Below are 26,042 nucleotides of genomic sequence, written 5' to 3'. Positions count from 1 at the left end.
TCGCTGACAAGCGCCTGCGGGACTACGGACGGGTTGATCAGCCCATAATTGGAGTCAGTGCCGAGCGACCCGGCGCATCGCACCCGCCCCGGGTGCACTCACCGCGATCGGAGAGCATCGTGAAGAACAGCGCGTTGTGGCGAGTGGTTGACAACGAGAGTGGTAGCCAGTCCATCGTCAGCACGCCCTCCGAGGCGGTCGCGTTCGTCAACAGCCGGTTCGACACCGATGACGACGACGAGCCGTTCAGCATCACCGAGGTCGGTCCTCTCCTTCCGAAGCCGCTCGGGGTCATCACCGCATGGGCCGCCGAGAAGGACGGCGAGCGAACCGACGGGCGTACTGCCCCGATCACCATCAGGCCGGTTGTGACGGACAACGCCAACGAGTGCGATGACGTCGTGCTCTGGGGCGACGTGTACGTCTCCTGGGACCACGACATGTACACCGTCGAGGAGCCGGACAGCTCCGAGTACAGCGAGGCTTACAGCGCAGCCGAGTTGAGCGCGATCCTCGACGAGTACGCCGATGACTACGAGTACGCGCCTGAAGGGCCTGAAGGGCCCGACAGCCACAGGTGGCCGAAACCGGAAGAGTTGATCACCTACGGCGCCCAGGAGTGCGCCAAGCGGTTCGGGCACCTCGACGACGACGCCCTGCTGTGGCTCGCTGCCACCCGCATCACGCTCGCCGTGTGGCGCAACACACCCGTCGAGAACTGGCATGCCGGGAAGAGTCCGCTGCACGACGGCACAATGATGCGGATCAACGCGGCAACCACCCGACTCGTGCGCTCGATGCTGTCGTTCGACCATGTCGACTGGATCGGTCTCGGTCTCGCGATCGTCAACCCGTCCCGGGTTCTACCGACCGGGCAGTCTGTGCTCGAGCTCGGGCTGGCCTGCCACAACCCTGACGACCCGGCACACGAGGATGATCCGCGCGTAGAACTCGCGGAGATGGCACAGGTCGCGATCTCATGGGGGCGAAGGTACTGCCTTAGCGAGAAGGAGTTCGGTCTGCGAACCCTGGTCGAATCCTTGTGCGCGTTCGACAACGGCTGGTTCGGAGCACCGAGTTGGGGGCGCATCGTCGATCGGTTCCTTACGGCTGTCGACGACCGGGAGAATGCGCACTGGCGCATACACCGGGACAAGCCTTGGTTCGACGAGTGGTTCACCAACCGGCCGGCCGACATTGCGGACACCACGGAATTTCGTCGGCTGCTCCTTGCCGGGCCCGACCTGCTGTCCGAGGAGGCCGCCGAATGGTGCGTGGATGGCGCCATCGGCTACGTCTGTCAGGACGACCACGCAAACGGCTGCCCGCTGTGCGGTATCCCGCTGGCAACGGAGTCCTCAAACGAGTGACGGCAGTGGCCAGCGATTCTCAATCCCGTGTCAGTTCGGCCAGTCACATGACATCGCGACTGAGAAAATGACACGGGATCTGAAAACCTACAGGGCCGCTTCATGTCCGTCGACACGATCTACCCGCCGATGCTGGCAGCACTGGAGGAAGACGTATGACCGAGCAAACGGCACAAGAGCGACCGGGCATCGCAGCCGCGATCGTGGTACAGGACGGCGCCGTGCTCATGGTTCGCCGCCGGGTCGCGGAAGGTCAACTGTCTTGGCAGTTCCCGGCGGGCGAGATCGACGGGACGGAGACCCCTGAGCAAGCAGCCGTGCGAGAGACGAGCGAAGAGGTCGGCATGGAGGTGACCGCTCTCAAGGTCCTCGGAGAACGGGTTCACCCCAAGACTGGCCGGAAGATGACCTACGTGGCCTGTGTCGTAGAGTCCGGCGCTCCTTACGTGGCGGACGACGATGAACTGGCTGAGGTGGCATGGGTCCGGCATGCCCAGATTCCCGCGTACGTGCCATATGGCCTCTTCGACGCGGTGCAGGTATATCTCGACGCCGCACTGAGCCGGTAACACCTCGGTGCGTGCTGCGGACGGAGGACGAGGCAGCTTCGGGTAATCAGACCGCCCTCCCGACGAGCTAAGGAACTGGTCGTGGACACTGAAATCGGCCTGATCTGCCTGCGGTTGGTTAGCGTGGCGTCGCCATTGCCTCGTCGACCAAGTGTTCACTCATGGAGTGCCAGGGCTTCAGGTTGTATAACTCTCGTGCCACCTTCGTGTCTCCCGCGGACCGCGCTCGGCGGCCGACGTCTCATTTGTGTGCGTCCGGTGGCGTAAGACGCTGCCGCCATGGGTGGTCCGGCACGGTTACTGCGATGGCGTTCGCCAACCAAATGCGTTGAGGTTCGCCGAGCAGCGGCAGTACCGCTTCGAAGTCTGTCTCATCCTTCTCCCGTGTCGCCTTCGCCTTGTAGTAGAGCTGCACCTCGGGCGCCAGGTAGGGGATACCAGTCCCGCTTCTTCGTCCCAACCGCTCGATCGGAAGCCGGATCCGTGGGGTACGCCGAGAGACCCAATGGGTGCCCTCCGCCTCGTCCAGCATGAGCTGCACGGACCAGGGTGCCTCAGGCGTGCGTCGGCACCAGGTGTCGTGGAGGGGCGGCTGAAGAGTCTCCCCAGAACGCCACGGGCGCAGCCGACCCATGCCAGGTGGGTCCGCCACGTACAGGTCCCAGTCGGTCAAGAGATCGCGCACGCGAGCTTGGTCCCGTCGGAGGACGAGGACATCGAGATCGCCGTGCGGGCGTAGCTCACGGCCGACGGCGAGTTCGATCGCGTACCCGCCAGCGATCCACCACGGGAAGTCGGCCGCAGCGAACATGACAGCTAGATCTTCGGGACGAGCCGGCACCCAGCGCCCCACTCCCTCAATACTCACCTGTCCATGCTCTCAGTGAACGAGGCCCCGGAAGGGAAATCCGACGTAGGCCAGCCATGCACAGAGGCCAGCTATGGGGTGAGCCGGTTCGGTCCGCGGAAGAGGAAGGTGGCCTCGCGGATCGACTCCAGACCGAGCAAGACCATGAGTACGCGTCCAAGGCCCATGCCCAGCCCGCCGTGCGGTGGGCACCCGTACCGGAACGCGTTCAGGTAGTCCTGCATCGGCTCCGGACTCATGCCCTTCTCGGCGGCTTGCTTCAGCAGCACGTCGTAGCGGTGCTCGCGCTGGGCGCCGGTGGTGATCTCCAGCCCCTTCCAGAGCAGGTCGAAGCTCAGGGTCACGCTCGGGTCGTCGGCCGGCCGCATGTGGTAGAAGGGCCTGATGCCCACGGGGTAGTGGGTGATGTACACGAACTCGTGGCCGGTGGCCTGCTGGATGTGGGCGCTGATGCTCCGCTCGCCCTCCGGGGCCAGGTCCTCCTTGGTTCCTTCCGCGTCCCATCCGCCCTTGCGCAGGATGTCGTGCGCCTTGGCCATGGTGATGCGGGGGAAGGGCGTCGTGGGGACGGTGATCTCCACGCCGAACTGCTCCCGGACCGCATCGCCGTGTGCACCGGCGACCTTGGTGATGGCGTGGGCGAGCATCTGCTCCTCGAACGCCATAACGTCCTCGACGCCGTCAATCCAGGCCAGCTCGACGTCGACGCCGGTGAACTCGGTGGCGTGCCGGGAGGTGAACGACGGCTCTGCACGGAAGACGGGGCCGATCTCGAAGACCTTCTCGATTCCGGCCGAGATCGCCATCTGCTTGTAGAACTGCGGCGACTGGGCGAGATAGGCGCTGCGATCGAAGTAGCCGAGTTCGAAGACCTCGGCGCCAGACTCCGAGGCGGTGCCCATGAGCTTGGGGGTGTGCATTTCCGTGGCGCCCTGGGCATAGGCGTACTCGCGCATCCCCTGCTCCAGGGTGGTCTGCACGGCGAACATCAGCTGAGCGGCGGGACGGCGGCGTACGTCCAAGAACCGCCAGTCCAGGCGGTGCTCCAGGCTGGTGTGCTCGTCGATGGGCAGCGGTGTCGCGGCCCGGTTCAGGACCTCGACCCGCTCCGGGATGATCTCCAGGCTGTGGAGCTTCACGATCGGGTTCTCGACGACGCGGCCGGTGATCCGCACCGCGGACTCCGGGGTGAGCTGCTGCAGGGCGGCCTCGATGTCGTCGCCTGCGCCGCCGCGCCGGTGGGTGACCTGCACCATGCCCGTGTGGTCGCGTACGACGACGAACTGGACCTTACTCAGCAGGCGCAGAGTGTGCGCCCAGCCCGACACGGAAACGGTTCGACCCAAGTGCTCGTGCAGGTCAGATACCAGTACACGATCGGTCGTATGGATCATCGCAGCCCTCCAGGGCGTCATGGTGATCCCTTGGGGGCGCGGGCGAGAAGGGGACTCGCGGTTCCACCACGCCTTCACCACCACTCGACAGTGGCGGCCTCATTCGTGGCCGGTAACGGGGCCAGCCGGCGGGGCATTGGACCACATGGCCGTTCCTCCCCGCACTCAGGAGGGTCTTCACCCCGGGGCGCGAGGCTGCCTTCCCAGCTGCCAGCAGCTCTCTCGGCTCGCGTGATCCCGGGCTACTCGTCTCCGTCATCGCGTTGTGACGGAGGATAGCGAGCCAGGGCCTCGAGACGACAGCGAGATTACTGCTAGGTCGTGATCGTGCCAGTGGGCAGGTTCGGAAGCAGGTGCGGCCACCTGACGATCAACGGCGCCAGGAAGGAGGAGGTGTAGTCGCACTGATGATGACGCTACCCGGGGCGCAGCCTACGGGGCTCAGTCAGCGAATGGACGGACACGGATCCGCGTGACAATTTCGTGGCGCCGGGAAACACAGCTCCCCCATCCTGACGGAATGCCCGACATCATCACCTCGCGCCTTCAGTACAACGCCACAGCGGTACGCCCAGACTGGAAGGACCTCCCACAAGATGTTCGCCAGCTCATCACCCGACGCCTCGGAGGCTCAGTAGAGGCCGGGTGCAGCGCAGGGAGCGGATTTACCAGCGGCTTCGCCGCTGTACTCCGCGGGGCCTTCGGACCTCTGTTCGTCAAGGCGGTCAAGAGCCTCGACAACAGTGTGGTGGCCAACTCCTACCGCAGGGAAGCGTTGATCAACCAGGCGCTCCCGGCAGAGATTCCGGCGCCACGCCTGCAGTGGATCGAGGAGCACGACGGATGGGTCGTTCTCGGCATCGACGCTGTCCCCGGTGGCCGCATGCCCACCACACCGTGGAAGTCTGATGAGCTAACGGCCACTCTCGACGCGTACAGGATCACAGCAGAGGCACTCTCCACCCCACCCACAGCACTCCAGCATGTGGGCCTCAAGCCGGTGGGTGACGGCGGTGACTTCGCCGACTGGCGCAACCTCGCCCGAGGCGCCACGCCCACGAACGCCCTGCCTTCCTGGGTACCACTCGACCTACTGGACGTGCTGGCCAGCCTGGAAAGCGGATGGCGGAAGGCCGTCGCAGGCAATGCCGTCCTCCACCACGACCTACGACAGGACAACGTGCTGATCGATGCGTACGGCGCCGCGTGGATCTGCGACTGGAACTGGCCCTGCCTGGGTGCAAGCTGGTTCGACCTCGTCCTGCTCCTGGCCACCGCCTACGCCGACGGACACGACGCCACCGCCCTGTTCACCCAGCACCCCACCGCCCGCGGAGTCGCCGACGAACAACTCGATGCGGCTCTCGCCGCTCTCTCCGGCTTCTTCCTCACCTCCGGCGGACAGCCCGCAGCAGACTGGTCACCGCATCTTCGCCAGCACCAGACGTGGTGCGGAGAGGTCACACTGCGATGGCTGGCCAACCGGCGTGGTTGGTCACTCTGACCTGGGGCCCACCCGTTCAGTGTTCGACAGACAGCCCGCTCAGCTCAGGCCGAGGGCGGTGCTGTCAGGACGCCGCTCGGGATCCACTTGTGCAACACGTCGGGTACCTCCACCGTGCCGTCGGCCCGCTGGTGCTGCTCCAGCAGCGCGGGCACAAGCCTGCTCGTAGCCAGACCTGAGCCGTTCAGCGTGTGGACGAACGTCGACTTCCCCTGTTGGGGCCGGTAGCGGATGTTGCCACGCCTCGCCTGGTAATCGCGGGCATTCGACACCGAGCTGACCTCGACGTACGCCTCGATGCTCGGCAGCCACACCTCGACGTCGTACGTCTTGGCCATCGCTGCGCTGGTGTCGCCGGCCGCGAGTCGCGTGATCCGATAGTGCAGGCCCAGTACCTTTACCAAGTCCTCCGCTCTGCCGAGAAGCTCCTCGTGTGCGGCGTCCGAGGCGTCAGGGCGGGTGAACTGGAACAGCTCGACCTTGTTGAACTGGTGACCGCGCAGGGTCCCCCGCTCAGCCGTGCGATAGCCGCCGGCCTCCTTGCGGTAGCACGGCGTGTACGCGACGTACTTCCGAGGCAGGTCCGATTCGGGCAGCGTCTCGTCCCGGTGCAGATTGACCAACGCTGTCTCCGCGGTCGGTAGCAGGAACCGCTCCGGACCGTGCTCCCCCTGCTCCAAGGCGAAGACCTCGTCCGCAAACTTGGGGAACTGGCCCGCCGTGTACCCGGCCGCGAAGGTCAGGATGTGCGGTGGCAACACGAACTCATAGCCGTCCCGCACATGGGCCTCCAGGAAGTGGTTCAGCAGCGCCCACTCCAGGAGCGCGCCGTCACCCCGGTAGATCCAGAAGCCGCTGCCGCCGAGCTTCGTGCCCCGCTCATAGTCGACCAAGCCCAGAGTTCGAGCGAGCTCCACATGGTCCCTGGGCGTGAAACCGAACTCCGGACGCTGGCCGGCTTCACGAATGACCTCGTTGTTCTCCTTGCTCCCGGCCAGCACGTCCGCGTCGGGTAGGTTCGGCAGCGGATCAAGGAAGGCCCGACGCGCCTGCTCCAGTTCGATGAGCCGCGCCTCGACGGCGGTCAGCTGCTCGCCCACGGCCGATGCTTCGCCGTGCAGACTTGCCACGCCCTCGCCAACCCGCTGCCGTTTCGCGATCTCGCCCGAGATCCTTTTGCGCTCCCCACGGAGGCGTTCCATTTCAGCCCGCACCTGTCGGTAGTCGTCGTCCAGTCGAAGAAACTCGTCGAGGTCGACGTGGACCGCCCGCTTGGCGAGTGCCTGCCGGACATGGACTGGGTTCTGGCGAATCAGGGTGACATCGATCATCCTGCCGTGCTCCGTTCGATCAGTCATCATGACGTGATCCCTTGGGAGCGCGGGCGAGAAGGGGCAACTCGCGGTGCCACCGCGCCTTCGCCACCAGCAGATGGTGGCCTCATCACGACCCGGTCACGGGGGTCAACCGGCGGGGCATTGGACCTTCCCTGAGGCCGTTCCTCCCCGCACTCGGGAGGGGATTCGCCCTGGGGCGCGAGGCTGCCTTCCCAGCTGCCAGCAGCTCTCTCGGCTCGCGTGATCCCTGGCTACTCGTCTCCGTCAACGCGTTGCCCGGAAGGATACGTACGCCGCGATCGGGTCCGCAATCGAGAAACGCTTCGGCGGCTCCCGCAGCGTACAGGCTTCCCCTTTGCGCACGGCCAGGATGTCCAAGACGTCCTCGCCGTTGCTGCCATATCCTCCCCAGGTGGCAGCGACCAAGGTTGACTGGGCGTACGAACTGGCTGGTGAGCTGTTGAGTAGCAGCCTCCCGCGCAGGTGGGCACACTCGCAGGGGGTTGCCGCTTGCGCCCAGACGCTGGCGCCGCTGGCCGGTAACAGCGCCGAGGTGCTGGAAGCCGCTGCGGTGCTGCATGACATCGGCTACGCGCCCCCGCTCGCCTCTACCGGATTCCATCCGCTGGACGGAGCACGGTACCTCCGTGACGTGCACGGGGCGGAGGGACGGGTTGTCCGCCTGGTCGCGAACCACTCGTATGCGCTGCTCGAAGCCGAGGAGCGTGACCTCCGGACTGAGCTGGCCGACGAGTTCCCCCTCCTGGATGATCCGTTCCCCGTGGACGCGCTGGTCTACTGCGACATGACCACGACGCCGGACGGCCGACGGACGACGCCCCATGAGCGGCTGCAGGAGATCTTGGGCCGCTACGGCGAGGACAGCGTGGTCGGGCGTTTCATCCGCCGGGCCGCCCCGCACATCCACGCGAGTGTGGATCGGGTGCGGGCGGCTGCGGTCGAGGCCGGCGTGGAGCTGTAAGTCCGAGCGGTCAGCCGAGGTAGGGGTAAGCCCCGGTCAGGTAGTGGCCGATCTGCTCGTGCATGCTCGGGTGGATGTCGAGTTTGTCCAGGTCGTCCGGGTGAACCCAGCGCACGCCGTCGGCCTCCTCATTGACGGTTGGCTTGCCCCCTACGGGCCGGCCGATGTACACGGCCTCGTACTGCTGCCGGATCTCGCCGTCGGTGTACTCGATGATGTGCTCCGGGTTGGAGTAGACGCCGAGGAAGCCGGTGACCTCCGCGACGATGCCGGTCTCCTCCTCGCACTCGCGGACGGCGCACTGCGCCGGGCTCTCGCCGATGTCCTGGGCTCCTCCGGGCAGGGCCCACTGGCCGGTGTCGCGGCGTCGCTGGAGAAGGATGGCGCCTTCGTCGTTGACCACGAGCAGGTTGCTGGCGGGGATAAGGGTGTTGGCCTTGGGGGCTTTGGGGTCGTGGTAGTACTCGGTCCTGCCCACGGCAGTGCTACTCCTGTCTGTCGGGCGCCCAGGGGCGCGCGGATGCCCACACGGCCTCGAAGCTGTCGCCGTACCGCTGGAACCACTCCCCGCCGTCTATGTTGCGGAGCTGGAGTAGCGGGTTGGCGCTGGCCGGCTGGCCCCAGATGTGCGGGTTGACCATGAGGTGGTCGTCGTAAGGGTGAACCTGGACGAACGATGGCACTCCGGTCTGACAATCGGGGCGAGATCGTGGAACGCATCGTCTGGGCAGGCAAGATGGCACTGCTGGTGGGGATTACGGGCTCTGTCGCCGCTGTCGTCACATACTGCCGTCACGGTCCGGACCCCTCAGCGCACCGGCAAACACAGCAGCATGAAGCCCGCCCTTCCCGAAATCGGGGAGGCCGGGCTTCATGCGTCGAATGAAGGACGGACCCCGGCGTTCAGCCAGCCGGGGCGCGCAGGAGCCGGTCCCGCGTGCTCGCCGGCAGCACCCGGCGCAGGACCGGTGCGGTCGAGCTGAGCGAGGCGGCGAACGCGGCGACCAGGTCGTGCGGGACGCTGGCTGCGAAGGACGCCGCCCACAGGCACTGCGTGCCCAGCGCGGGCTCGGCCCATGCCTGCCATCCGGCCGGTCCCGCAGCGTCGGCCTCGGCGACCAGGGTGCGCGGGTCGGCGTCCTGGATGAGCGGCGGCACCTCGCCAAGGCTGATGTGCGAGGTGAACGTCGGGTCCGTCGCTGCCGCCTGGGGCTGGTCGATGTCGCGGAGCCAGCCGTGTGCGGCGACGGTGTCGAGGACCAGCTCGGGGCCGGCGAGCGGCAGGGCGGGCTGGTCGCGGGCGTCGAGCGCGACGAGGAAGTCGGTCACGGCCTCGCCGGGGACGTCGGGGGTGAAGTAGGCCGACCACTGGGCGAGCGGGTTGTTCGTGTCCGCACGGGCGGAGATCTGCCAGGCGATCGGCAAGTCGCCCAGGTGGAACGGCTCGTCCGCCAGGCTCCACTGCGCCCAGCAGCGCGCGTCGGGGCTGATGTGCAGGACGGTGCTGCGCAGGACCTGGCGGTCCTCGGGTGCTTCGTCCGGCTCGTGCCGTCCACGGACGATCGTCAGGCTCGTCCAGCCCAGGCCGGCGAGCGTGTCGGCGACGGTGTCGTAGAGGCGCCCATCGTCACCGGCCAGGTGCCGGGGGCCGACCCAGAACGCGAGCTGGCCGCCGCGTGGAGTGGACGGGTTGGGCGGGAATTCGGGGTACAGGGGCGCCTCCAAAGGGCTCGGTGCGGGTCTAGTTGCCGCCGGCACGGCGGCGGGGGCGGCGCGGCGGGGCCTGCGTGTCGCCCTGCCAGGTCAGAGCGACGGCGACCTCGGGCGGCAGATGGCCGAGCTGTGAGCCCTCGTCTCGGCCTTCGGCGAGGTAGACGACGGTTTGGCCGGTCTCGTCCACGGACTGCACGACTTGCGCCAAGCGGTGTGCCATCGGAAAGAACGGGTTCATGGCCTGGCGGACGGGAGCACTGCGGTCGCAACCAGACAGCAGGTCGATGAGATCGCCGACGGTCATCTCCGTGGACGTCATGAACGGCCTCCTTGGGTGAGGAAAACGGTGAGCGGTGGAATCAGCCGGCGGCCTGGCAGTCAGCCGGCCACCCTCCCAGCGAGGACTACGCGTGGGGCACTGTCATACGCGACGTGAGGTTTCCAGCACGCGCGCCACGGCGGCAGCGACGATGTCGGCCGGCGTCTCGGTGTCGAACGACAGCTGGTAGCCGCGTACGTTGGCCGTGCCGGTGACGGCGATCTTCCATCCCTCGCCGTCGGTGCCGGGACGACCGAGCGGGAACCAGCCGAGGTAGAACCGGCCGTCCTTGGAGCTGACGTGTACGTCCGCACGGTCGTCCACGATGAGGTTGAAGTCCTCCGCGGAGAACTGGTCCATGACGAGCGTGGGCTGGCCAGAACCCAGCTGCCACTCGCGCCGTCGCAGGGCTTCGACGGTGGTGGAGAAACCGGGGCCGGCGGGAGCCACGGTCACAGGCAATCACCTCTCTGACCTGGGGTTTCTTACAAGGTCGTCCACGTTGACATGCTCTCGCCCGTGCTGGCCAGTCTTTCCGCGATCTTTCCTGTCTGCCCCCGGCGAACTACGGCGGCCCACCCCTGTTGTGGGATCTCACGTTTCACGTCGGAATCTCACAACTGGTGTCGGCTCGAAGTCGGATCCGACACGGACCTGAGACTTGCAGGTCGCGGTGAGACGTCGCAGGCATCGGTCGCTTCCCGCCGGATGTCACATGCGGCACACTCGGCGCGAAGAACACATGGATCCGAGCGCGCTGCTGGTTGGGCACGGCGGTCGTCCCGGTGTTGCCGGGCCACAGTCGGCCAGCCAGGGCCTCGCTGGACCGCGTACCCGCAGCTGTCACAGAGTTGCACGTGGAACTTTCGTCAACTCACCCTCGCCTGCCGTCGGTTCGACTACGCTCCGTCGTGAGCAAGTTGCGTGATCAGGAACGGGCGGGGCACACCGCGACAGGTTGGTGTGCTGGCAGCAGATCTGCAGGGGGTCCTGAGACAGCCGGTTGGAATCCGGCCTCGTCTCTCAATGGCCTCGTTGTCCCCGGAATGTCACGTGCGGTCTCCGCGTCCCGCGCACACGGCGGCGGGGCACCTGACGAGCGAGGTCTCATCAGTGAGCTCCACATCTGTACAGCTGACAGACGAGAACGGTGATCTCGTCCAGATCGATCGCGTCCCGGGCCCGCTTCCGGTTGCGGAGGCCAAGGAACTGGGCCAGCTCCGCCGGGCTATGCGGAATAATCCGCGGATCAACCTCACGGACGAGGCGATCGAGGTGGCGGTCGGCGGTTTCCTCGACATCCCGCGCCTGACCATCTTGGCCACGCACAAGGACAAGGTCGACGGCCTTAACTCCTTCTACGCGGGAGCCACGCAACTCCTGGTCCTTGAGGGCCTGTTTGATGCAGAGAGCCTCTCCACAGTTCTCGGTAACCCGCGGTTGTCCGGTCAGGTCAAGGCCCCTCCGGCGCCAGCTCCCACTGGTGTCCGGAACGCATCCGGTGAGCTGCTGGCGCAGCTCAAGATCGAGTACGACAGCCCCGCCCATGCACGCAAAGTCGTCGAGGCCGTAGCACGGGAGACGCTGCTTCAGGAGGGGGCCGACTACAGTGACTCCGTCCTCAGCAACGGTGTGATGACCCCGGTCGAGGCGGTACTCACCGAGGCCCACTACGCCGACAACAGCCCGCCGACGATGACCGCAGCGCTTATCGACGGAACCTCGCGCTACGTCAGCGCCGCCGCAGCACGCCACTACAACCCGGAGGCGACGACCCCCGCTGAGCAAACCCGCACCATCGTCAGCACCATCGGCAACAACTTCGCCGCATCCCGAACCGCGCGCCGCCGCGCATACAACCGCGATGCCGAGCGCCACAACGCCGCTTTGGCGCGCGACGGCATGACCATGGCCACCCTGCGTCAGCTCCAGACCCGCGCCGTGCCGGTCCGCCTGATCGTGGGCGCCGTCCTTAACGAAGATGACGCCGACGACGTGCTTGCGGCTGCCGTCGCCACGGCACAGAGTTCCCGGCATATCAGCATCAACCGCTGGAGCGACGCAGCCCAGGACGCCATGACTGCCCGTCGGATGGTCAACCATCTCCTGCACCGGCAGATGGTCAGCCCGGCGTTTGCAGCGCTGGTCGCCGACGAGGAACTGACGGCGGAGGAGATCACCTCGCTCGTGCCCGGTTGGGACAGCGACCCAATGCACGGCCCCAACGGCCGCATCCACCCGCTATGGCGGGCCGTGCTGATCGTCCACACCCTGACGCGGTACAGGATCTTCGACGAAGCCAAGCGCTTCATTCGCAGCGACCGGGGCTTCGGGCAGGTTCGCGACGACCGCTACGCCGGGTTCCTCGGTGTGCTCATCGACATGCCCTGGCGGGCTGCTAAGCCGGCCACCACCGACGTGGCCCGCCGCGCCTGGCGTAATGGGGGCGTCCTGTACCCGGGCGTCTTCGGCGAGTGGGAACCCACGCCAGCCAGCGCCGAGACGCTGCGCAAGCTCGCCGACGACGGCGACGCCAACGCGCAGCACACCCTCACTGTGCTCTCTGGCACCGCCTTGATGGCAGACGCCGTGCTGACACGCGACACCGGCAGCAAGGTCGATGATGGCCGTGTGCCGTATCGGGCGACCCCGCCCGTTGTCCTCGCCCCGTGGACATCAACGGTTCGGGGCCGCTGGCAGGCCAAGACCGTGGTGGAGACCTTCGACCCCAACAAGGCTGGCGGCACCGGCGAAGGCAAATCCGTTCAGGCCCACTACACCTACGCCCACGTCGATGAGGTCGGCGAGCCGATCCCGGACGGCGCCACCCACGAGATCCTCCTTGAGAAGCACCTGTTCACGCAGGCCAACCCCGAACGTGCTGCCGACGAGCAGAAGAAGCGCCGCCAGGAACAGATGAAGCGGGAGGCAGAGCAGAAGATCACGCGGGAGGAGCGGAACGAACAGAGCCGCATCAACCTCCTCCACACCATCGGCGAGGCCCGTGCTGTGGTAGACCGCCTTACGGCAGAAGCCGCGGACTTTCCCTCCCCGCTGACGGAGCATCCAATGGGTGGCCGGGCGGATTGGAAGCAAGTCCACCAAAACCTGCGCGACCTTGAGGAAGCACTGCTCGACGTGCGTCCACCGGCCGGGACCGAGCCGACACGGCTTCGCGATGCAGACCGGCGCGAGGTGTGACGATGCCTCCGCACACGCTCACCGCGGACCAATCAATTGTCCAGCGCTGGCGCCTTGTCCTGGCAGCCACCCCAATTCAGAAGGCCCTCGTGGACCCGAGCGCCACAGCGGACCCAGTCGTCGCCTGGCCGGTCGGCCCTGCGGATCCCACAGCAGGGCTGCCACTCGGCCCCACCCTGTATCTCATGCTCGACGCGGCCTACCGGCCCCGATACTGCGGCCGTACGACCCAGTCGCTGACGGCCCGTCTTCGTGGGCACCGCCGGACGCGCCCAACCGATACTGCCAATTGGCGATGGGCCCTAACGGTCGCCGTCCGTCGTGAGCCACAGCCGGTCGCGCGAGCGGAGGAGTGGATGCGGGCAGCGCTGACGCCTCCCGATAACAAGATCCGTGCTGCGGGATGGACCCATCCCCGGCAATAGCCGGTTGTATCTGTAGCGACCTGGGAGCTGGAGGAGCCATCAGATCGGTGGTTCCTCCTTCCCCCGAACAAGTCGACGACGCCGGCCAGAGGGCCCATGCCCTATGAGACACCCTGAGCGCGAAGAACAGGTCCGAGCCGAGGAAACGCCAACCATCTGAGACTTCTGCCGCATGACGCGGCTTGAGACAGCGCTAGAACGCCCAGGTCACAGCGCCGGTATATGACATCGAGATTGAGAACTACACCTGTGGGATCTCAGATCCTGTGGCCGAATCTCACGTCAGCTGGCCATTCAATGGCCGTTTGGCCACGAATCCGAGACCGGCTGCTAAGCCTGTTCGCTCTACGGAGCGAGTCGACGCGAGATCAGGATCCGGTACGGGGTAGGGCAGCCGCACCTCTAGCACGGCTCTCGTCAGCTGCGATTCCTGGTGTCGCCTCAGCCAGGACCGGCGCCGACTTTGATCGATATGGCACCGAGATCACACAGTTTCGATACCGTCATGTGCGCAGTCGCCGTTCATGACGTCGTTGTTCCGGAAAGTGACGAATGTTCATCGAGAAGCTCGTGCTGGAGAACTTCAAGTGCTTTGGGCCGGGGCGCACTTCCCTCCGCCTGGACCGGGGCATGACTGCCTTCATAGGCGCCAATGGTTCGGGCAAAACCGCGGCCTGCGAGGCGCTACTGCGGTTGTTCGGGATATCCGGGCAGGAGCGGTCCGTACGTGTAGACGACTTTCACGTGCCCGTCAACGAGACCGACCTGCCCGCCAGCCGCGAGCTCACGATCGAAGCAGTGCTCGCCTTCCCCGAACTCGACGGCACCGGGGAGAACGACGAAGTCGGAGAAGACGACGATGGTGATGCCGCGGTGAATGCGGAACGCCAGCAACAGGCCAGCGCATCCCAAGCGGTACCGGAGTTCTTCCGTCGCATGGCCGCCACGGAGGACGGCGACCTGAAGGTCCGGGTGGCGCTCCGGGCCGAATGGGTCGATGACGGCACGGTGGAGGGGGCGATCACCGAGTCACGCGTGATCGTCAACACCCTTGCCGAGGAGTACGACGAGGACGACTACGTGCAGCTGACTGCTGCGGAGCGCAGTCGTATCCAGATGATCTACATCCCGGCGTCCCGTGACGGCGTGCGTCAGGTGACGGCCTTCCTCCGCAGCCGGCTGTGGCGCGCTGCGCAGTGGTCAACTGGCCTGCGTGACCTCGTCAGTGGCCACGCGGCTGAAGTCGCCGAGAAGTTCACTGAAGAGCCCGTGGTCCAGGCGGTCGAAGGCGCGCTGACGGCCCGGTGGCAGGAGCTGCACGACGCGGGAATGCACGCGGATCCGAAGCTGCGACTCCTCGACGGCGACTTCAACCAGCTGGTCCGCGATTCCGAACTCGTCTTCGAGCCCGACCACAACAGTCGGCCCAGGCCAGCCCGCATGCTGAGCGACGGGCAGCGGTCGCTTCTGCACCTCGCCCTAGTGGCGGCAGCTATCGACGTCGAGTCCGCAGTCTGTGCCGGCCAGCACATCGATGACTTCACACTGCAAGCCGCTCACCTGCCGCACCTGACCCTGATCGCGGTCGAGGAACCCGAGAACAGCCTTTCGCCGTTCTACCTGTCCCGGATCGTCAGTCAGTTGCAAGACCTGAGCGGCACCACGGCGACACAGACGATCCTCTCCAGCCACTCCGCCAGCGTCATGCCCCGCATCCGGCCCGAAGACGTCCGATACTTCCGCACGGAGCCAGCCACCGCGACCACATCGGTCCGCGAGATTACCCTCCCCGGCGACACCACCGAGGCGGGAAAGTACGTACGCGAAGCAGTGCGCGCCCACCCGGAGCTGTACTTCGCCAAGTTCGTGGTGCTCGGCGAAGGCGACACCGAGCAACTCGTCATCCCCCGGATCGCCCAGGCTCACGGTGTCCAACTGGACCCATCGTTCATCGCGATGGTGCCGCTCGATGGCCGACACACCAACCACATGTGGAGGCTGCTCAATGACCTGGACATCCCCCATGCCACCCTGCTGGACCTCGACTATGGCAAAGTCGGCGCGGGCCCGGCCCGGCTACGTGATGCCTGCAACCGCCTCATGGACAACGGGTTCGACCCACTGGAAGGTCTCACCGACTACGACGAGGTCGACGACATCCACGACGGCCTCCATCTCAAGCACATCAAGCCGATCCTGAAACACCTGCGCGCATTCGCCGTCTTCTACTCCGAGCCGCTCGACCTCGACTACGCCATGTTGTGCGCGTTCGAAAACGCCTACAGACACCTTGAAGCCAACCAGCGCGGGCCGGATTCCAGTGATCCGACCACCACGGTCCTGGGAGAGAAGGGGACCAGACCGCTCTACTGGAATGAGACACGGGCCGAGTGGTTGCGGTGGTACCGCTACCTGTTCCTGTCGCGTTCGAAACCGAGCACCCATTTGAGCGCACTCGGCCGCCTGAGTGACGAGGAGCTCCGGCTGAACGCGCCGGAGGTGCTCGTGGCCATCGTGGAGCACATCCGGAAGAAGGTGTCATTGTGAGCGCTTCCGACCGCCTCGTCCCGACGAGAAGGCCGACGCTGCGCCCAACAACCCTGATCCCGGTCGAGGATTGGCGCCCGGCCGGTATCGAGGATCTGGAGCCGGCCGCGTGGCAGGCCCTGCGGGACACCGGGAATGTGGCGGTCGTGGCCGGGCCGGGCGCGGGCAAGACGGAGTTCCTCGCTCAGCGCGCCGCCTATCTCCTGCAGACCGGACTGTGCCCGTGGCCGCAGCACATTCTGGCGATCTCCTTCAAGCGGGACGCTGCCGCCAACCTCGGGCGCCGCGTCGCCGCCCGCGTCCCGGAACACGCCAGCCGCTTCGCGTCGATGACCTTCGACGCATTCACCAAGGGACTGGTGGATCGGTTCGCGCCGGCCCTTCCGCCGGACTGGCGGATGAGCCACGGGTACGACATCCGCATGGCGCCCGACTCCGAGGTGAGGGCCTTCCTCAACACCGTCGCCTTCTCGGCGCCACAGGCGCTAGCCAGGCAGGTCGGGTTCCAACCGGGACGCTTCGTCTCCGACATCGTCGGGGGATGGAGCCTGCCCGAGAGTGTGCCGACGGACGATGCCGTCGACGCCGTCTCCTACGCCGCACGCGAGTGGTGGCGCGCCCGCTACCTGCGGCCGGGGAAGGCGGAAGTCGACTTCGTCATGCTCAACCGGCTCGCCGAGCTGCTGGTCCGTGCGGTGCCGAGGCTCCGCCGCGCCCTACGGATGACCTATCCCATAGTGTTCGTCGACGAATTCCAGGACACGACCAGCGCGCAGTTCTCCTTCCTCGCATCAGTGTTCGGCGAGGAGGCCGCGGTGACCACGGTCGGAGACAGCAAACAACGGATCATGGGCTGGGCCGGCGCTGTGCCCGAGGCCGTCCAGCGCTTCACCAGCACGTTCCAAGCCACCGCCTACTGGCTGGCGTGGAACTTCCGCTCCAGCGACGCCCTGGTCGAACTCCAGCACGTGATCGCCAGCAAACTCGATCCGACCACAGTGCGGGCCACCTCGAAGGCGACTGCCGAGGACGGGCACGAGCCGGCCGTGCTGTGGACGTTCTCCGGCGGAGATAGGGAGGCGAGGTTCATCGCCGACTGGATCGCCCGCGACATCGCCGGCTCGGACCGTATGCCGGCGGACTTCGCGCTCATCGCACGGCAGAAAGTCAAAGACTTCGAGCCGCTGTTTCGTGCTCGCCTCGCCGCGCACGGCATCCGAGTCCGCAACGATGACGCGCGGGTCGGCAAGATAACCCTCCAAGACCTGCTGAAGAGCGATACGACTCGCCTGTTCGTGGGGCTGCTCCGGCTGGCGCACCAGCCTCGTGGCCTCGCCGCACTGTGGCAGGAGGTATCGGCGACTCTGGAGCGTGTACACGGCGCAGCCGATGACGAGACGGCCCAGCAGCGTGTCGGCGAGGACTTGAGCGACCTGACCACCCGGCTCCGTGCCTGGCTTCAGGCCCACCCTCCGTCGACCACGTCCGCTGCCGACGCCGTCCGAAAGGTGCTCGATCTCGTGGACAGCGCGGCTCTGCGCCGCTACATGAAGGCCACGGCACCCGGTGAGGAGTTCGATCTCGTCACCGGCGCATTCGAGGCGCGCCTTGAGACGGTGCTTGACGGGGCAGACGACTGGGGTGTGGTGCTCGACGAGTTCGAGTCCGCCGATGCCGTCGTCTTGCTCACCACCCACCGCAGCAAGGGCCTCGAATACCACACCGTGTTCTTCCTTGGTATTCACGGCAGGCAGTGGTGGGCGCTCGGAAGCGACCCGCGTGAAGGGACATCGACCTTCTTCGTGGGTCTGTCCAGGGCAGCTCAACGGCTGGTCTTCACCACGGACCGGTCCGAGCGCACCGGCCCCATCGCGGCCTTCTTCGCGATGCTCACCGAGGCGGGAGTGCCCGAAGTCGATCAAGGATAGGGACAGGCCCGTGAGACTGCCCCATCCGACACAGTGTGAGACGCCCTTGAGAAGCCGCAGGTCCCAGCCTCGCTGCAGGACGCGAGCTACGAGATCCCGCACCTGTGGGATCTAAGATTCCGTGACCGAATCTCACGGCTGACGGCCACTTGACGGCCGATCGGCCACGAAGCTGAGGCTGGACGGTCAGTCCGTGACTCGTTGAAACAGGTCGAGCATGGGTCGGACCGCCCACAGGTAGTTCGTCCGGCATGTGCGAACAAGCCGCGAGGGCCGCGGTTGTCGTGCCGACAGCTGCGTGGTCATTTGCTGGCCGCGGAGTTAATGGCGCTACGGATGGCGATGTCCACGCCGCGCTCGCCAGTCAGCTCGTAGTAGTAACGTGCGCTGCCAGGGTGTTCCCGCAGCACACTGGCGAGGATCTGAGCGGCCTGGCCGTGCAAATGGCGCAGCCAGTCCCGGGTTGCGATCTGCTGGTCGAACTCATTGGATGCAGCGTCCCAGGTGCACATACCGCGGGCTGCCTCCTCCAGCACGTCCCACTCCTCCTCCCGGGCGGCGTGGCGGGCGATGCCGCGCAGCCACGCGATGGCTCTCTTGGATTCGTTCCAGTGGGGCCAGCCGGTGCCGTCGCCCTGGACGTGCCCGGTTATCGCGTGGATCAGGCTGAGGGCCTGTTCGGTGTTGGCGAGCAGGAGCGGCGCGGTGAGGTCGATGTCTAGTCGCGGCAGGACGTCCAGGTAAAGCTCGTAGTCGTCGCCGTGATCGGCGGCGAGCGAGAGCAGCTGGCTGGCGGCGCTGGTGTCCCCCTCCTCGGCTGCTGCCACGAGCTGCTGGGCCCGCGCGACGGGCAGGTCCAGGTCCTGGGACGCCTCGCGCTCGACCAGGTCGAGGAACTCGGCGATCGTCTGCGGTCGCTGCGACGGATCCCGGAAGCAGCACTGCCGCACGACGCTGCGCCACGGCCCCGGTGGCGGCAGCAGAGGAATGTTCGGCTCAGGGTCGGTGCCGGTCAGCAGCCAGCCGATGACCTTTCCCAGGCTGTAGATGTCACTCGCGGGCGTCGCGTGGTGAGGCGCGATGGACAGCTCGGGGGCGCCGAACTCGGCGGTGCCGATCTTGGTGCCAGTGCGCTTGGGGTTGGTCGTCTGCCCGCGGGGGCGGCGCACGATGCCCCAGTCGCCCAGGACCCAACGGCCATGGAGCTGCAGGATGTTGGCGGGTTTGATGTCCCGGTGCAGGTAGTCCAGGCGGTGGGCGTCGGCCAGGGCAGCGGCGACCGCGTCCACCAAGGCCCTCAGCTCCTGGCCGTCGTCTTGCAGTTGCGGCTGGAGATGTTCGGCGGTGGCCTGGGCCAGCGGCATGACGAACCACTCGGCCCGGGGACTGAAGTCAAGGACCGGCATGACGTGACGGTTGCCGCCAAGGGCCTGTGCGACTTCGATCTCGCGCAACATCCGTGCAGTCAGGTTCTCGCGCAGTGACCTCGGCTTCTTGAACGCGACGACTGTGTTCGTCGGCTTGTGCACGGCTTGGTGCACGATGCCCATGCCACCCTCGCCGTCCGGCAGCGGGAACTTCTCCAGCGCGTAGTCCTTCTTCACGCCGCGGGCCTGCTGGCGTACCGCGGCGTACGGATCGGCGGCGGGCGGCGGCGTGTGCTTTTCCTCAAGGGCGGGAGAGCCGGAGGGGAAGTGGCCTGTGATCTTCATGAGGACGGGGTGGACGGTGCCGATATCGTTCGTAGGCAGCGAACCCAGCAGGTATGCGGGCCCACCCTCCCGGCTCTGGGCGAGGCCGAGCACCTCGCCCAGCTGTACCTCGGCGACCGGGTCGTCCTTGCGAACCGCCGCGTCGAGCGTGTGCACTTCCACGCCGATGCCGGAGCCGGCCCTCCCGGCCACCAGGACGATTCCGCTGTCGCTGCGGGCGATGTGCCCGGGGTAGGACACCGGGGTCTGCATCCATTCCTCTCGCCCACCGACGCTCGTGCCGACGGCGAGGTCGACGACGGCACTGTGGCCGCTAGCAGCAAGGAAGAAGCGCCGCCCGTCAAGCCAGGCAGCCGACCGCACCGCCGCGTCGAAGGCGATGGAGAACCGCCGCTGATCGCCTACCTGGTCGCCGAGCTGGGTGAGCGCCAGGGTCGATCCGGTGCCGGCGCCGAACGTGGCCCCGGATCCGGACAGCACCCACATGCTCGCATCGGGGCCGAGCACCAGGCTGGAGTTCGCCTCGAACCCGCCGCCCACCGCCCGAACAACGCCGTCGCGCGACATCACCACCGCCGACCCGCACAGTACGCAAACGCCTCCGCCCGGCAGCACGACGGCGGCGCCGTGCACGCCGGGCAACGGCAGCCGCCACCGCACACCACCCCGCTGCAGATCCACATCCACAAGCCCCGACTCGGTGGTGATCAGCGCCCGCGCCGGCGATTCCCAGGCAAGACCATTCGGCCGCAGCAACCAGTCCTCCCCGGCCAGGACCACGGAGGCCGTGATGCCCGGTGCCGTTCGGGCAGACACGGTGACCGGTCCGGCCGGACGCGTCGGCAAGGACAGGGCGGGGATCGGCTCCTCCGGCTCCTGCAGCAGGAGTTCGTGCAGCGGTGTGTACGGTGACCGCGGCATGCGGAAAGCAGAACGGACCAGCGTCGCGAGCGGCGCGAGGCCACACAGGGCAGCCTCCAGATGGTCCCGGTCGAGCAGCACGCCGTGCCCGCTCAGGGCTGCACGCAGGCCATCGTCCACCGCACGCCCTGGAGTTCGCGCGCACACCAGGACCCACCGCACGCCCGGCCCAAGCCCGCGTTGATCACGGGCCCGTGCGGCGGCCCTGGCGGCCTTGGCCACATCGGGTCCGGATGCAGACGTCACGGTGATCGCGTAGTCGCGTCCGGCGAGTTCGAAGAACACGGTCGGCTCGTCCGGCGCTCGGTGGTCCACCGTTGCTTCCTCGTCGGTGCGCCGGATTAGGGCTATGACCACGTCGACGAGGAGCCGGTGACGGTCCGGCTCCGACAGTTCGGTGCTGTGGCACTGACCGTACTCGGCCAGTAGCTCCCGTACGTCTTCCATCGCCCCGCCCCGTGCATCGTGCCTACCGGGCACCACGCCCGGAGGAGCGATTGTCGCGCACAGCCGGACACGACACGCGTTGATCACGGAGTTTCGCTCCGCACCTTATGGACGGATCCACCCTTCCCCGTCACGGTCCCACGCCCTCGCGGCATCCCGTGGTGCGAACAGATTTTCGCTTCCATGCGGCCTGGCCCGCGTCAGATGCTCGAGGACAAGGAGCTCGTCCGCGATGCGGGCATACTCCGACTCCGCTCGCTCGCGGGTCATGGAACCGCGCCGAGACCGTGAGGAAATGCCACATTCGTGAGACTGAGTGGCTGTGCCATCGGCCTGAGACCGCGGCAGAGCCACTGGTCAGCGGGCATGGCCCATGCCAAGAGCGGCGAGATCCTACAATCCCCAGCGGCGCCCTTCCTGCCGGGCAGCTGAGTTCGCAACGTCCGCTCCCCCGCACAGCCGTGCGCGCGCCGCCGCCTAAGATCGCAGGTCACGGTGGAGCACAGCAGGCGGGGAGGGCGGAAAGAGCCGTGCGATTCGGGGTAATTTATGGCGACCGTCGGTGGGCCGAAGGTGGCGCCATGGCGGAGGATCTCTTCGATGCGCTCCTCGTCCACGACGCCTGGGACGACGACGGGTACCGCACCATGTTCACGTTGCGCATTCTCACGAGGGAGGGTTGGACCGAGGTCGGCACCGTGAAGATCGGCCACGTGGCGATGGACGGCGAGGATGTAGCCAACGTGCTGCTTCCGGAGCGCTTCAGCCGGCTGGACAGCTCGCGGTGGTTCTCCGTGGGACAGGATGAAAGCTATTACTACGCGCTGAGTGATATGCCCGGTGCCGTCCGGGAGGAAGTGCTCACCGCGCTCCGGGACATCGCCTACGACGATGACTCCTTCCGCCTCGCGCGGAATGAGAATGTGACCCGTACTTCGCTACTGCGCTTCGTCAAGATGTCGACCGTACGCGGGCAGCTGCAGCGCATCGCGCGCGGTGGAGCGCGCCGGGTGAACTTCGACATCGCCTACGAGCCGCCGCTGCCACCGGCGACGGCTTCCGTGCGGTTCGAATTCAAGGTCGAGCCGGGCTCCCGGCCGGCCAGCAACGTGCACGCCCTGACCGGGCGGAACGGCGTGGGGAAGTCATATGTCCTCTCCCACTTGGCCCGCGCCGTCGCTGCGGTCGATCCGGAGCCGCAGGAGCTCGGGCGGATCATCGAGTACGGCCGCGAGGGCCGCTCTTTCAACAACCTGGTGGCCGTCTCGTTCAGCGCCTTTGACGACTTCCCCCTCGTCGAGGGCGACGAGATGTTCATCGCTTCCTATGTGGGCCTGCGTGTTCAGGGCTCACGGTCCCCAAGGTTCAAGACCCCTGGCGGGCTCAGGAAAGACTTCGCGCAGGCCATGAAGGCATGTCTGACGCGCGAGCGCAGCCCACAATGGATCAGGGCATTGCGCACCCTCGACTATCCGGGCAGCGGACTCCTGGAGGAGGAATGGCTGGAGAACTTCGAGAACACCGCCAGCCTGAACAGTCGCGAGAAAAAGGCCCGGCAGCTCTTCCGCCGCCTCAGCGCCGGCCACCGGCTCGTTCTGCTCACTATGACCCGGCTCATCGAGCACGTGAGTGAGCGGACCCTCGTCATCATCGATGAGCCGGAAACCCACCTCCATCCGCCCTTGTTGGCCGCATTCATGCGTGCGCTGTCCGATCTGCTCGCCGAGCGCAACGGGCTGGCCATCGTCGCCACGCACTCTCCGGTTGTGCTCCAGGAAATTCCGGCCCACTGCGTCTGGAAGCTCTGGCGCTACGGCGGGCAGCTCGGAGCCGCGCAGCCCCGCATCGAAACGTACGGCGAGAACGTCGGTGTGCTGACTCACGAGGTCTTCGGTCTGGAACTCACCGAGGCCGGCTTTCTGCAGGAGCTGCGGCGTCTGGTCGACGTCGGCTACTCCTACGACGCTGTCCTGGAACACTTCAGCGGACGGCTGGGCAGCGAGGCACAGTTGGTGCTCAGCGCCTTGCTCGGCCAGCGCGACGACGTAGAGGGGAACGGCTGATGCAGCACATAGACCCTCCGCCCTTCGACGCTCGCGACGTCTACACCACCTGCATCGGCAACGCCCGCCCCAGCAGCCGAGAACGGCTGGAGTCGTTCACCGACGCGGTGGCCGATGCGGCAAGCGCGTACGAGGTAGCGGCTCAGGGCCAGGCCCTTCACACCCTCACCGGCCTCGCCACCGCGCCTACTGCCCCTCGCGACCGCAAGGCCCTAGAGGGGGTCTACACCCACCGGATGGTCAAGGACCGCACTCCGGGTCGCCGCATCTACGAGGCGCTCAGAGGTACGACCGACGAGGAAGGCCGTCGACGGGACAACCGGTGCCCCCTCTGTGGAGAGGGCCTGGTGACCACGCTCGATCACCACCTACCCAAGAACAAGTACCCGCTGCTCAGCGTGGTCCCGGTCAATCTCATTCCGGCCTGCCGCGACTGCAACACCGGCAAGCTCGTCACCGTCCCCGTCAAGGCGGGCGACCAGACCCTGCACCCCTACTTCGACGACTTCTCCCACCACCCCTGGCTCCGCGCTCGCCTAAGGAGGCCACGCGGCAACGAGCAGCCGTCCATGAAGTTCTTCGTTTCCCCCCACTCCGATTGGAGCGACACACTCACCGAACGCCTCCAGACCCACCTGAAGGTGTTCGACCTGGATTACCGATACAGCCTCCTGGTCAGTAGCCACATCGCATCCACCAACCACGACCTCACGATGGCGCACACCAACGACATCGCCTTCTGGCTTGAGCGCAAGGCCGAGGGCTGGCGCTACCGGGGTAACCCCAACACGATGGGCTATGCCCTCTTCAAGGCCCTGGCTGCCGACGAGTGGTACGTCAACGGCGGCTGGCGCAGCTCAAGCGTGGAGACGAACCTCGAATAAGCGGGCGGAAGGGGCACCCTCACATGCCTATCCTGCTTCCCTGTCAGCATCCGCCCGATCGCCGCACGTCACAACTCAGCGCCGTACGCGGCATCAGGGACCGGTCGCACTCCCGCGGGTTAGGCGGCGGATCCGCGACGGTCCTGGTCACCGGCGGCTGTGAGTACGCCAGCGGATCCGTGTCGAAAGAACGCCAGCAGGCCCCCGGATGCGCTTCGGGGGCCTGCTGGCGGCGGTCGATCTTCGGCTAGTGGGTCTCGCTGTTTTCGTCCGGTTCGGACTCGGCAGCCCTACGACGGCGCACGGCAACCAGGGTGACGGCGCCGACGACGACGAAAAGCCCCGCGCCTGCGGCGATCCAGGGGGTGCCGTCGGTGCCGGTGTGGGCGAGGGATCCTGCCGGGGTCGTCGGCGTGGCGTCACTGTCCGGTGCGGCGGCGGTGGACGAGGAGTCGACATCGGACGTGCCGGTGCCCGGCGCGGAGGGCTTGGTTCCGCGGGTGTCGCTGCCTGGCTTGTCGGCGGGGGTGGACGGGGTGCCGGAGGGCTTGGGCGTCGGCTTGTCCGAGGGGTCGGGCTTCGGGCTGGTCGCAGTCTTGGTGTTGGTGACGGTCACAGTCACCGGTGAGCCGGGGCCCGCGGTGAACGTCTTGGACGGCTTGTAGAGGTCGTATCCGGCAGGTGCCTTGACCTGCTTGACCCAGAACTCCGTCTTCCGGCTCGACACCGGCAGCTCCCCGGAGGCCGTGCCCTTGGCGCCGGTCGTCAGGGTGAGCAGCGTTGAGGTGCCGGTGCCGATGTTCACGGTTGCGCCGGGCAGGAGCTTGCCGGTCTTGTCGTCCTTGGCCTGCAGGAGGACCTTGGCGGCCTTGAACGGGTCGATGATCGTCAGCCGCGTGGTCGCGCCGGGCGTGATGATGACGTCCTGGTCGGCGACAACCTCGTGGAGCGGGCTGCCGGAGGCCGTCTCCTTGAGCCGGTAGACGCCCGGGGCGAGGTCGGGGAAGGTCAGCTTCCCCCGCGCATCGGTTGTCCCGCGTCCGGCCTCCTGGCCGGCTGAGTCGAGCAGCAGGAACGCGGCGTCGGGGAGCACATCTCCGGCCGTGTCCCTGGTGGTGATCTCAACGCTGCCCGCGTCCGGGGCCGGTGTGTCGGCAGCGGTGACCGACGCGGAGGGTGTCGGTTCGGAGGGTTGGGCGTTCGCGGTCGGCGCCCAGGTGAGGGTGCCGGTCACCGCGGCGGCGACGGCGGCGGATCGGACGGCGCCACGGACGAAACGAGCGTGCACGGGGAAGAGGGCTCCTTGATCGGTTGGTGGAAGGTCGGTCACCGCACGGGGATTCAGCGGGTGCGGGCTTGGCTGCGTGTGGCCGGCGGGTAGGGCGCCCGGTGCGCGGTCCGGCTCGCCGCGGGGCTGGGCGTGGACGCGGCCCAGGCGCCGGGGAACCAGACGGTGGTGTACTGCTCGATGGCGTCGCGCAGCCCGGTGGTGACGGCTCCCTCCCAGGGTGGCTGGCCGGGGTGGCGGTTGGTGCTGAACGTGCCGTACTGCTTGGTGTTCGGCCGGGTGTTGTTGGCTTCGTCGCGGCGGTGGAAGGTGCCGTGATCGAGGAAGCTGAGGGCGACCGCGTCGATTTCTCCGCGGTCCGGGTGGCTGACCGCCACACGAAGTCCGCCGTAGGTGTCCGCGTGGATGGTGGCGGTGAAGTCGATTCGCAGCCGCAGCGGTGCGCCCGGGACCGGGGCGGCGAAGTAGGTGGCGCCTACGACGGCGTGGTCGTGGAAGGGGAGGCACAGCTTGGCGAAGAACTCGGCGGCGTGCAGGGGCAAGAGAGAACTCCAGTCGAGAACGGACCGG

The 26,042-nt window shown here is 66.9% G+C and carries 20 protein-coding genes; 9 read left to right on the top strand and 11 right to left on the bottom strand.

Annotated elements, in window-relative coordinates; translation table 11 throughout:
* The first annotated feature begins 119 nt into the window (after window positions 1–119).
* Entirely contained in the window at window positions 120–1,370 is a 1,251-nt protein-coding gene (locus AQJ66_RS03020) for a hypothetical protein (protein WP_244162721.1), read from the top strand.
* Between the two features lie 155 nt (window positions 1,371–1,525).
* Window positions 1,526–1,939 carry an NUDIX hydrolase gene (locus AQJ66_RS03015; RefSeq protein ID WP_061915914.1) on the top strand — a complete coding sequence of 138 codons (414 nt, stop codon included), beginning with the start codon at window positions 1,526–1,528 and terminating at the stop codon, window positions 1,937–1,939.
* Between the two features lie 241 nt (window positions 1,940–2,180).
* On the opposite strand, the gene AQJ66_RS03010 is transcribed toward AQJ66_RS03015, so the two are convergent.
* Together AQJ66_RS03010 and aspS are read right to left on the bottom strand one after the other, a co-directional pair.
* Entirely contained in the window at window positions 2,181–2,750 is a 570-nt protein-coding gene (locus AQJ66_RS03010; protein ID WP_055493660.1) for a nucleotidyltransferase domain-containing protein, read from the bottom strand.
* A 128-nt stretch (window positions 2,751–2,878) separates the two neighbouring features.
* A complete protein-coding gene (gene aspS, locus AQJ66_RS03005; protein ID WP_061915912.1) occupies window positions 2,879–4,201 on the bottom strand; it encodes an aspartate--tRNA(Asn) ligase in 1,323 nt (440 codons plus the stop codon).
* 520 nt (window positions 4,202–4,721) lie between these two features.
* On the opposite strand from aspS, the gene AQJ66_RS03000 reads away from it, so the two are divergent.
* Window positions 4,722–5,705: a phosphotransferase family protein gene (locus tag AQJ66_RS03000; RefSeq protein ID WP_061915908.1), complete on the top strand. Its 984-nt coding sequence runs from the start codon at window positions 4,722–4,724 to the stop codon at window positions 5,703–5,705.
* A 44-nt stretch (window positions 5,706–5,749) separates the two neighbouring features.
* Here the strand turns inward: AQJ66_RS03000 and serS are convergent, their stop codons facing one another.
* The gene (gene serS / locus AQJ66_RS02995) at window positions 5,750–7,036 is read right to left on the bottom strand and encodes a serine--tRNA ligase (protein WP_061916711.1); all 1,287 of its coding nucleotides are present in this window, start codon (window positions 7,034–7,036) and stop codon (window positions 5,750–5,752) included.
* A 418-nt stretch (window positions 7,037–7,454) separates the two neighbouring features.
* On the opposite strand from serS, the gene AQJ66_RS02990 reads away from it, so the two are divergent.
* On the top strand, window positions 7,455–8,024 hold the full coding sequence (locus tag AQJ66_RS02990) for an HD domain-containing protein (RefSeq protein ID WP_244162720.1): 570 nt from the start codon (window positions 7,455–7,457) through the stop codon (window positions 8,022–8,024).
* Between the two features lie 10 nt (window positions 8,025–8,034).
* On the opposite strand, the gene AQJ66_RS02985 is transcribed toward AQJ66_RS02990, so the two are convergent.
* From AQJ66_RS02985 to AQJ66_RS02965, 5 genes are all read right to left on the bottom strand, one after another.
* Entirely contained in the window at window positions 8,035–8,502 is a 468-nt protein-coding gene (locus AQJ66_RS02985; RefSeq protein WP_061915903.1) for an NUDIX hydrolase, read from the bottom strand.
* A 7-nt stretch (window positions 8,503–8,509) separates the two neighbouring features.
* Window positions 8,510–8,665 (bottom strand): hypothetical protein, encoded by a 156-nt coding sequence (locus tag AQJ66_RS02980; RefSeq protein ID WP_199880944.1) that lies wholly within the window; start codon window positions 8,663–8,665, stop codon window positions 8,510–8,512.
* 262 nt (window positions 8,666–8,927) lie between these two features.
* Window positions 8,928–9,749, bottom strand: coding sequence for an SPDY domain-containing protein (locus tag AQJ66_RS02975; RefSeq protein ID WP_006143135.1), 822 nt, complete (start codon window positions 9,747–9,749; stop codon window positions 8,928–8,930).
* Between the two features lie 16 nt (window positions 9,750–9,765).
* Window positions 9,766–10,056 (bottom strand): hypothetical protein, encoded by a 291-nt coding sequence (locus AQJ66_RS02970; protein ID WP_061915897.1) that lies wholly within the window; start codon window positions 10,054–10,056, stop codon window positions 9,766–9,768.
* 102 nt (window positions 10,057–10,158) lie between these two features.
* Complete coding sequence (locus AQJ66_RS02965; RefSeq protein WP_061915895.1) at window positions 10,159–10,512, bottom strand: SPDY domain-containing protein; 354 nt, start codon at window positions 10,510–10,512, stop codon at window positions 10,159–10,161.
* Window positions 10,513–11,169: 657 nt separating this feature from the next.
* On the opposite strand from AQJ66_RS02965, the gene AQJ66_RS02960 reads away from it, so the two are divergent.
* The 3 genes from AQJ66_RS02960 (at window position 11,170) to AQJ66_RS02950 (ending at window position 18,157) form a co-directional block, all read left to right on the top strand.
* Window positions 11,170–13,257: a hypothetical protein gene (locus AQJ66_RS02960; RefSeq protein WP_061915892.1), complete on the top strand. Its 2,088-nt coding sequence runs from the start codon at window positions 11,170–11,172 to the stop codon at window positions 13,255–13,257.
* A 977-nt stretch (window positions 13,258–14,234) separates the two neighbouring features.
* The gene (locus AQJ66_RS02955; RefSeq protein ID WP_061915889.1) at window positions 14,235–16,229 is read left to right on the top strand and encodes an ATP-dependent nuclease; all 1,995 of its coding nucleotides are present in this window, start codon (window positions 14,235–14,237) and stop codon (window positions 16,227–16,229) included.
* Complete coding sequence (locus AQJ66_RS02950) at window positions 16,226–18,157, top strand: UvrD-helicase domain-containing protein (protein WP_061915888.1); 1,932 nt, start codon at window positions 16,226–16,228, stop codon at window positions 18,155–18,157. Before AQJ66_RS02955 ends, AQJ66_RS02950 begins: the two co-directional genes overlap by 4 nt.
* 302 nt (window positions 18,158–18,459) lie before the next feature.
* On the opposite strand, the gene AQJ66_RS02945 is transcribed toward AQJ66_RS02950, so the two are convergent.
* A complete protein-coding gene (locus AQJ66_RS02945) occupies window positions 18,460–21,237 on the bottom strand; it encodes a protein kinase domain-containing protein (protein WP_061915885.1) in 2,778 nt (925 codons plus the stop codon).
* A 581-nt stretch (window positions 21,238–21,818) separates the two neighbouring features.
* Here AQJ66_RS02945 and AQJ66_RS02940 point away from each other — a divergent pair.
* The gene (locus AQJ66_RS02940) at window positions 21,819–23,300 is read left to right on the top strand and encodes an AAA family ATPase (protein WP_061915882.1); all 1,482 of its coding nucleotides are present in this window, start codon (window positions 21,819–21,821) and stop codon (window positions 23,298–23,300) included.
* Window positions 23,300–24,184: an HNH endonuclease gene (locus AQJ66_RS02935; protein WP_061915878.1), complete on the top strand. Its 885-nt coding sequence runs from the start codon at window positions 23,300–23,302 to the stop codon at window positions 24,182–24,184. Before AQJ66_RS02940 ends, AQJ66_RS02935 begins: the two co-directional genes overlap by 1 nt.
* 247 nt (window positions 24,185–24,431) lie before the next feature.
* On the opposite strand, the gene AQJ66_RS02930 is transcribed toward AQJ66_RS02935, so the two are convergent.
* Both AQJ66_RS02930 and AQJ66_RS02925 read right to left on the bottom strand, forming a co-directional pair.
* On the bottom strand, window positions 24,432–25,472 hold the full coding sequence (locus AQJ66_RS02930) for a SpaA isopeptide-forming pilin-related protein (RefSeq protein WP_061915875.1): 1,041 nt from the start codon (window positions 25,470–25,472) through the stop codon (window positions 24,432–24,434).
* Window positions 25,473–25,525: 53 nt separating this feature from the next.
* Window positions 25,526–26,014, bottom strand: coding sequence for a hypothetical protein (locus tag AQJ66_RS02925; RefSeq protein WP_061915872.1), 489 nt, complete (start codon window positions 26,012–26,014; stop codon window positions 25,526–25,528).
* Window positions 26,015–26,042: the final 28 nt, after the last annotated feature.

It is taken from the genome of Streptomyces bungoensis, assembly GCF_001514215.1.
Taxonomy (GTDB): Bacteria; Actinomycetota; Actinomycetes; order Streptomycetales; family Streptomycetaceae; genus Streptomyces; species Streptomyces bungoensis.
The sequence above is the reverse complement of the archived record's forward strand: the minus strand, read 5'-3'. Positions and strand labels throughout refer to the sequence as shown.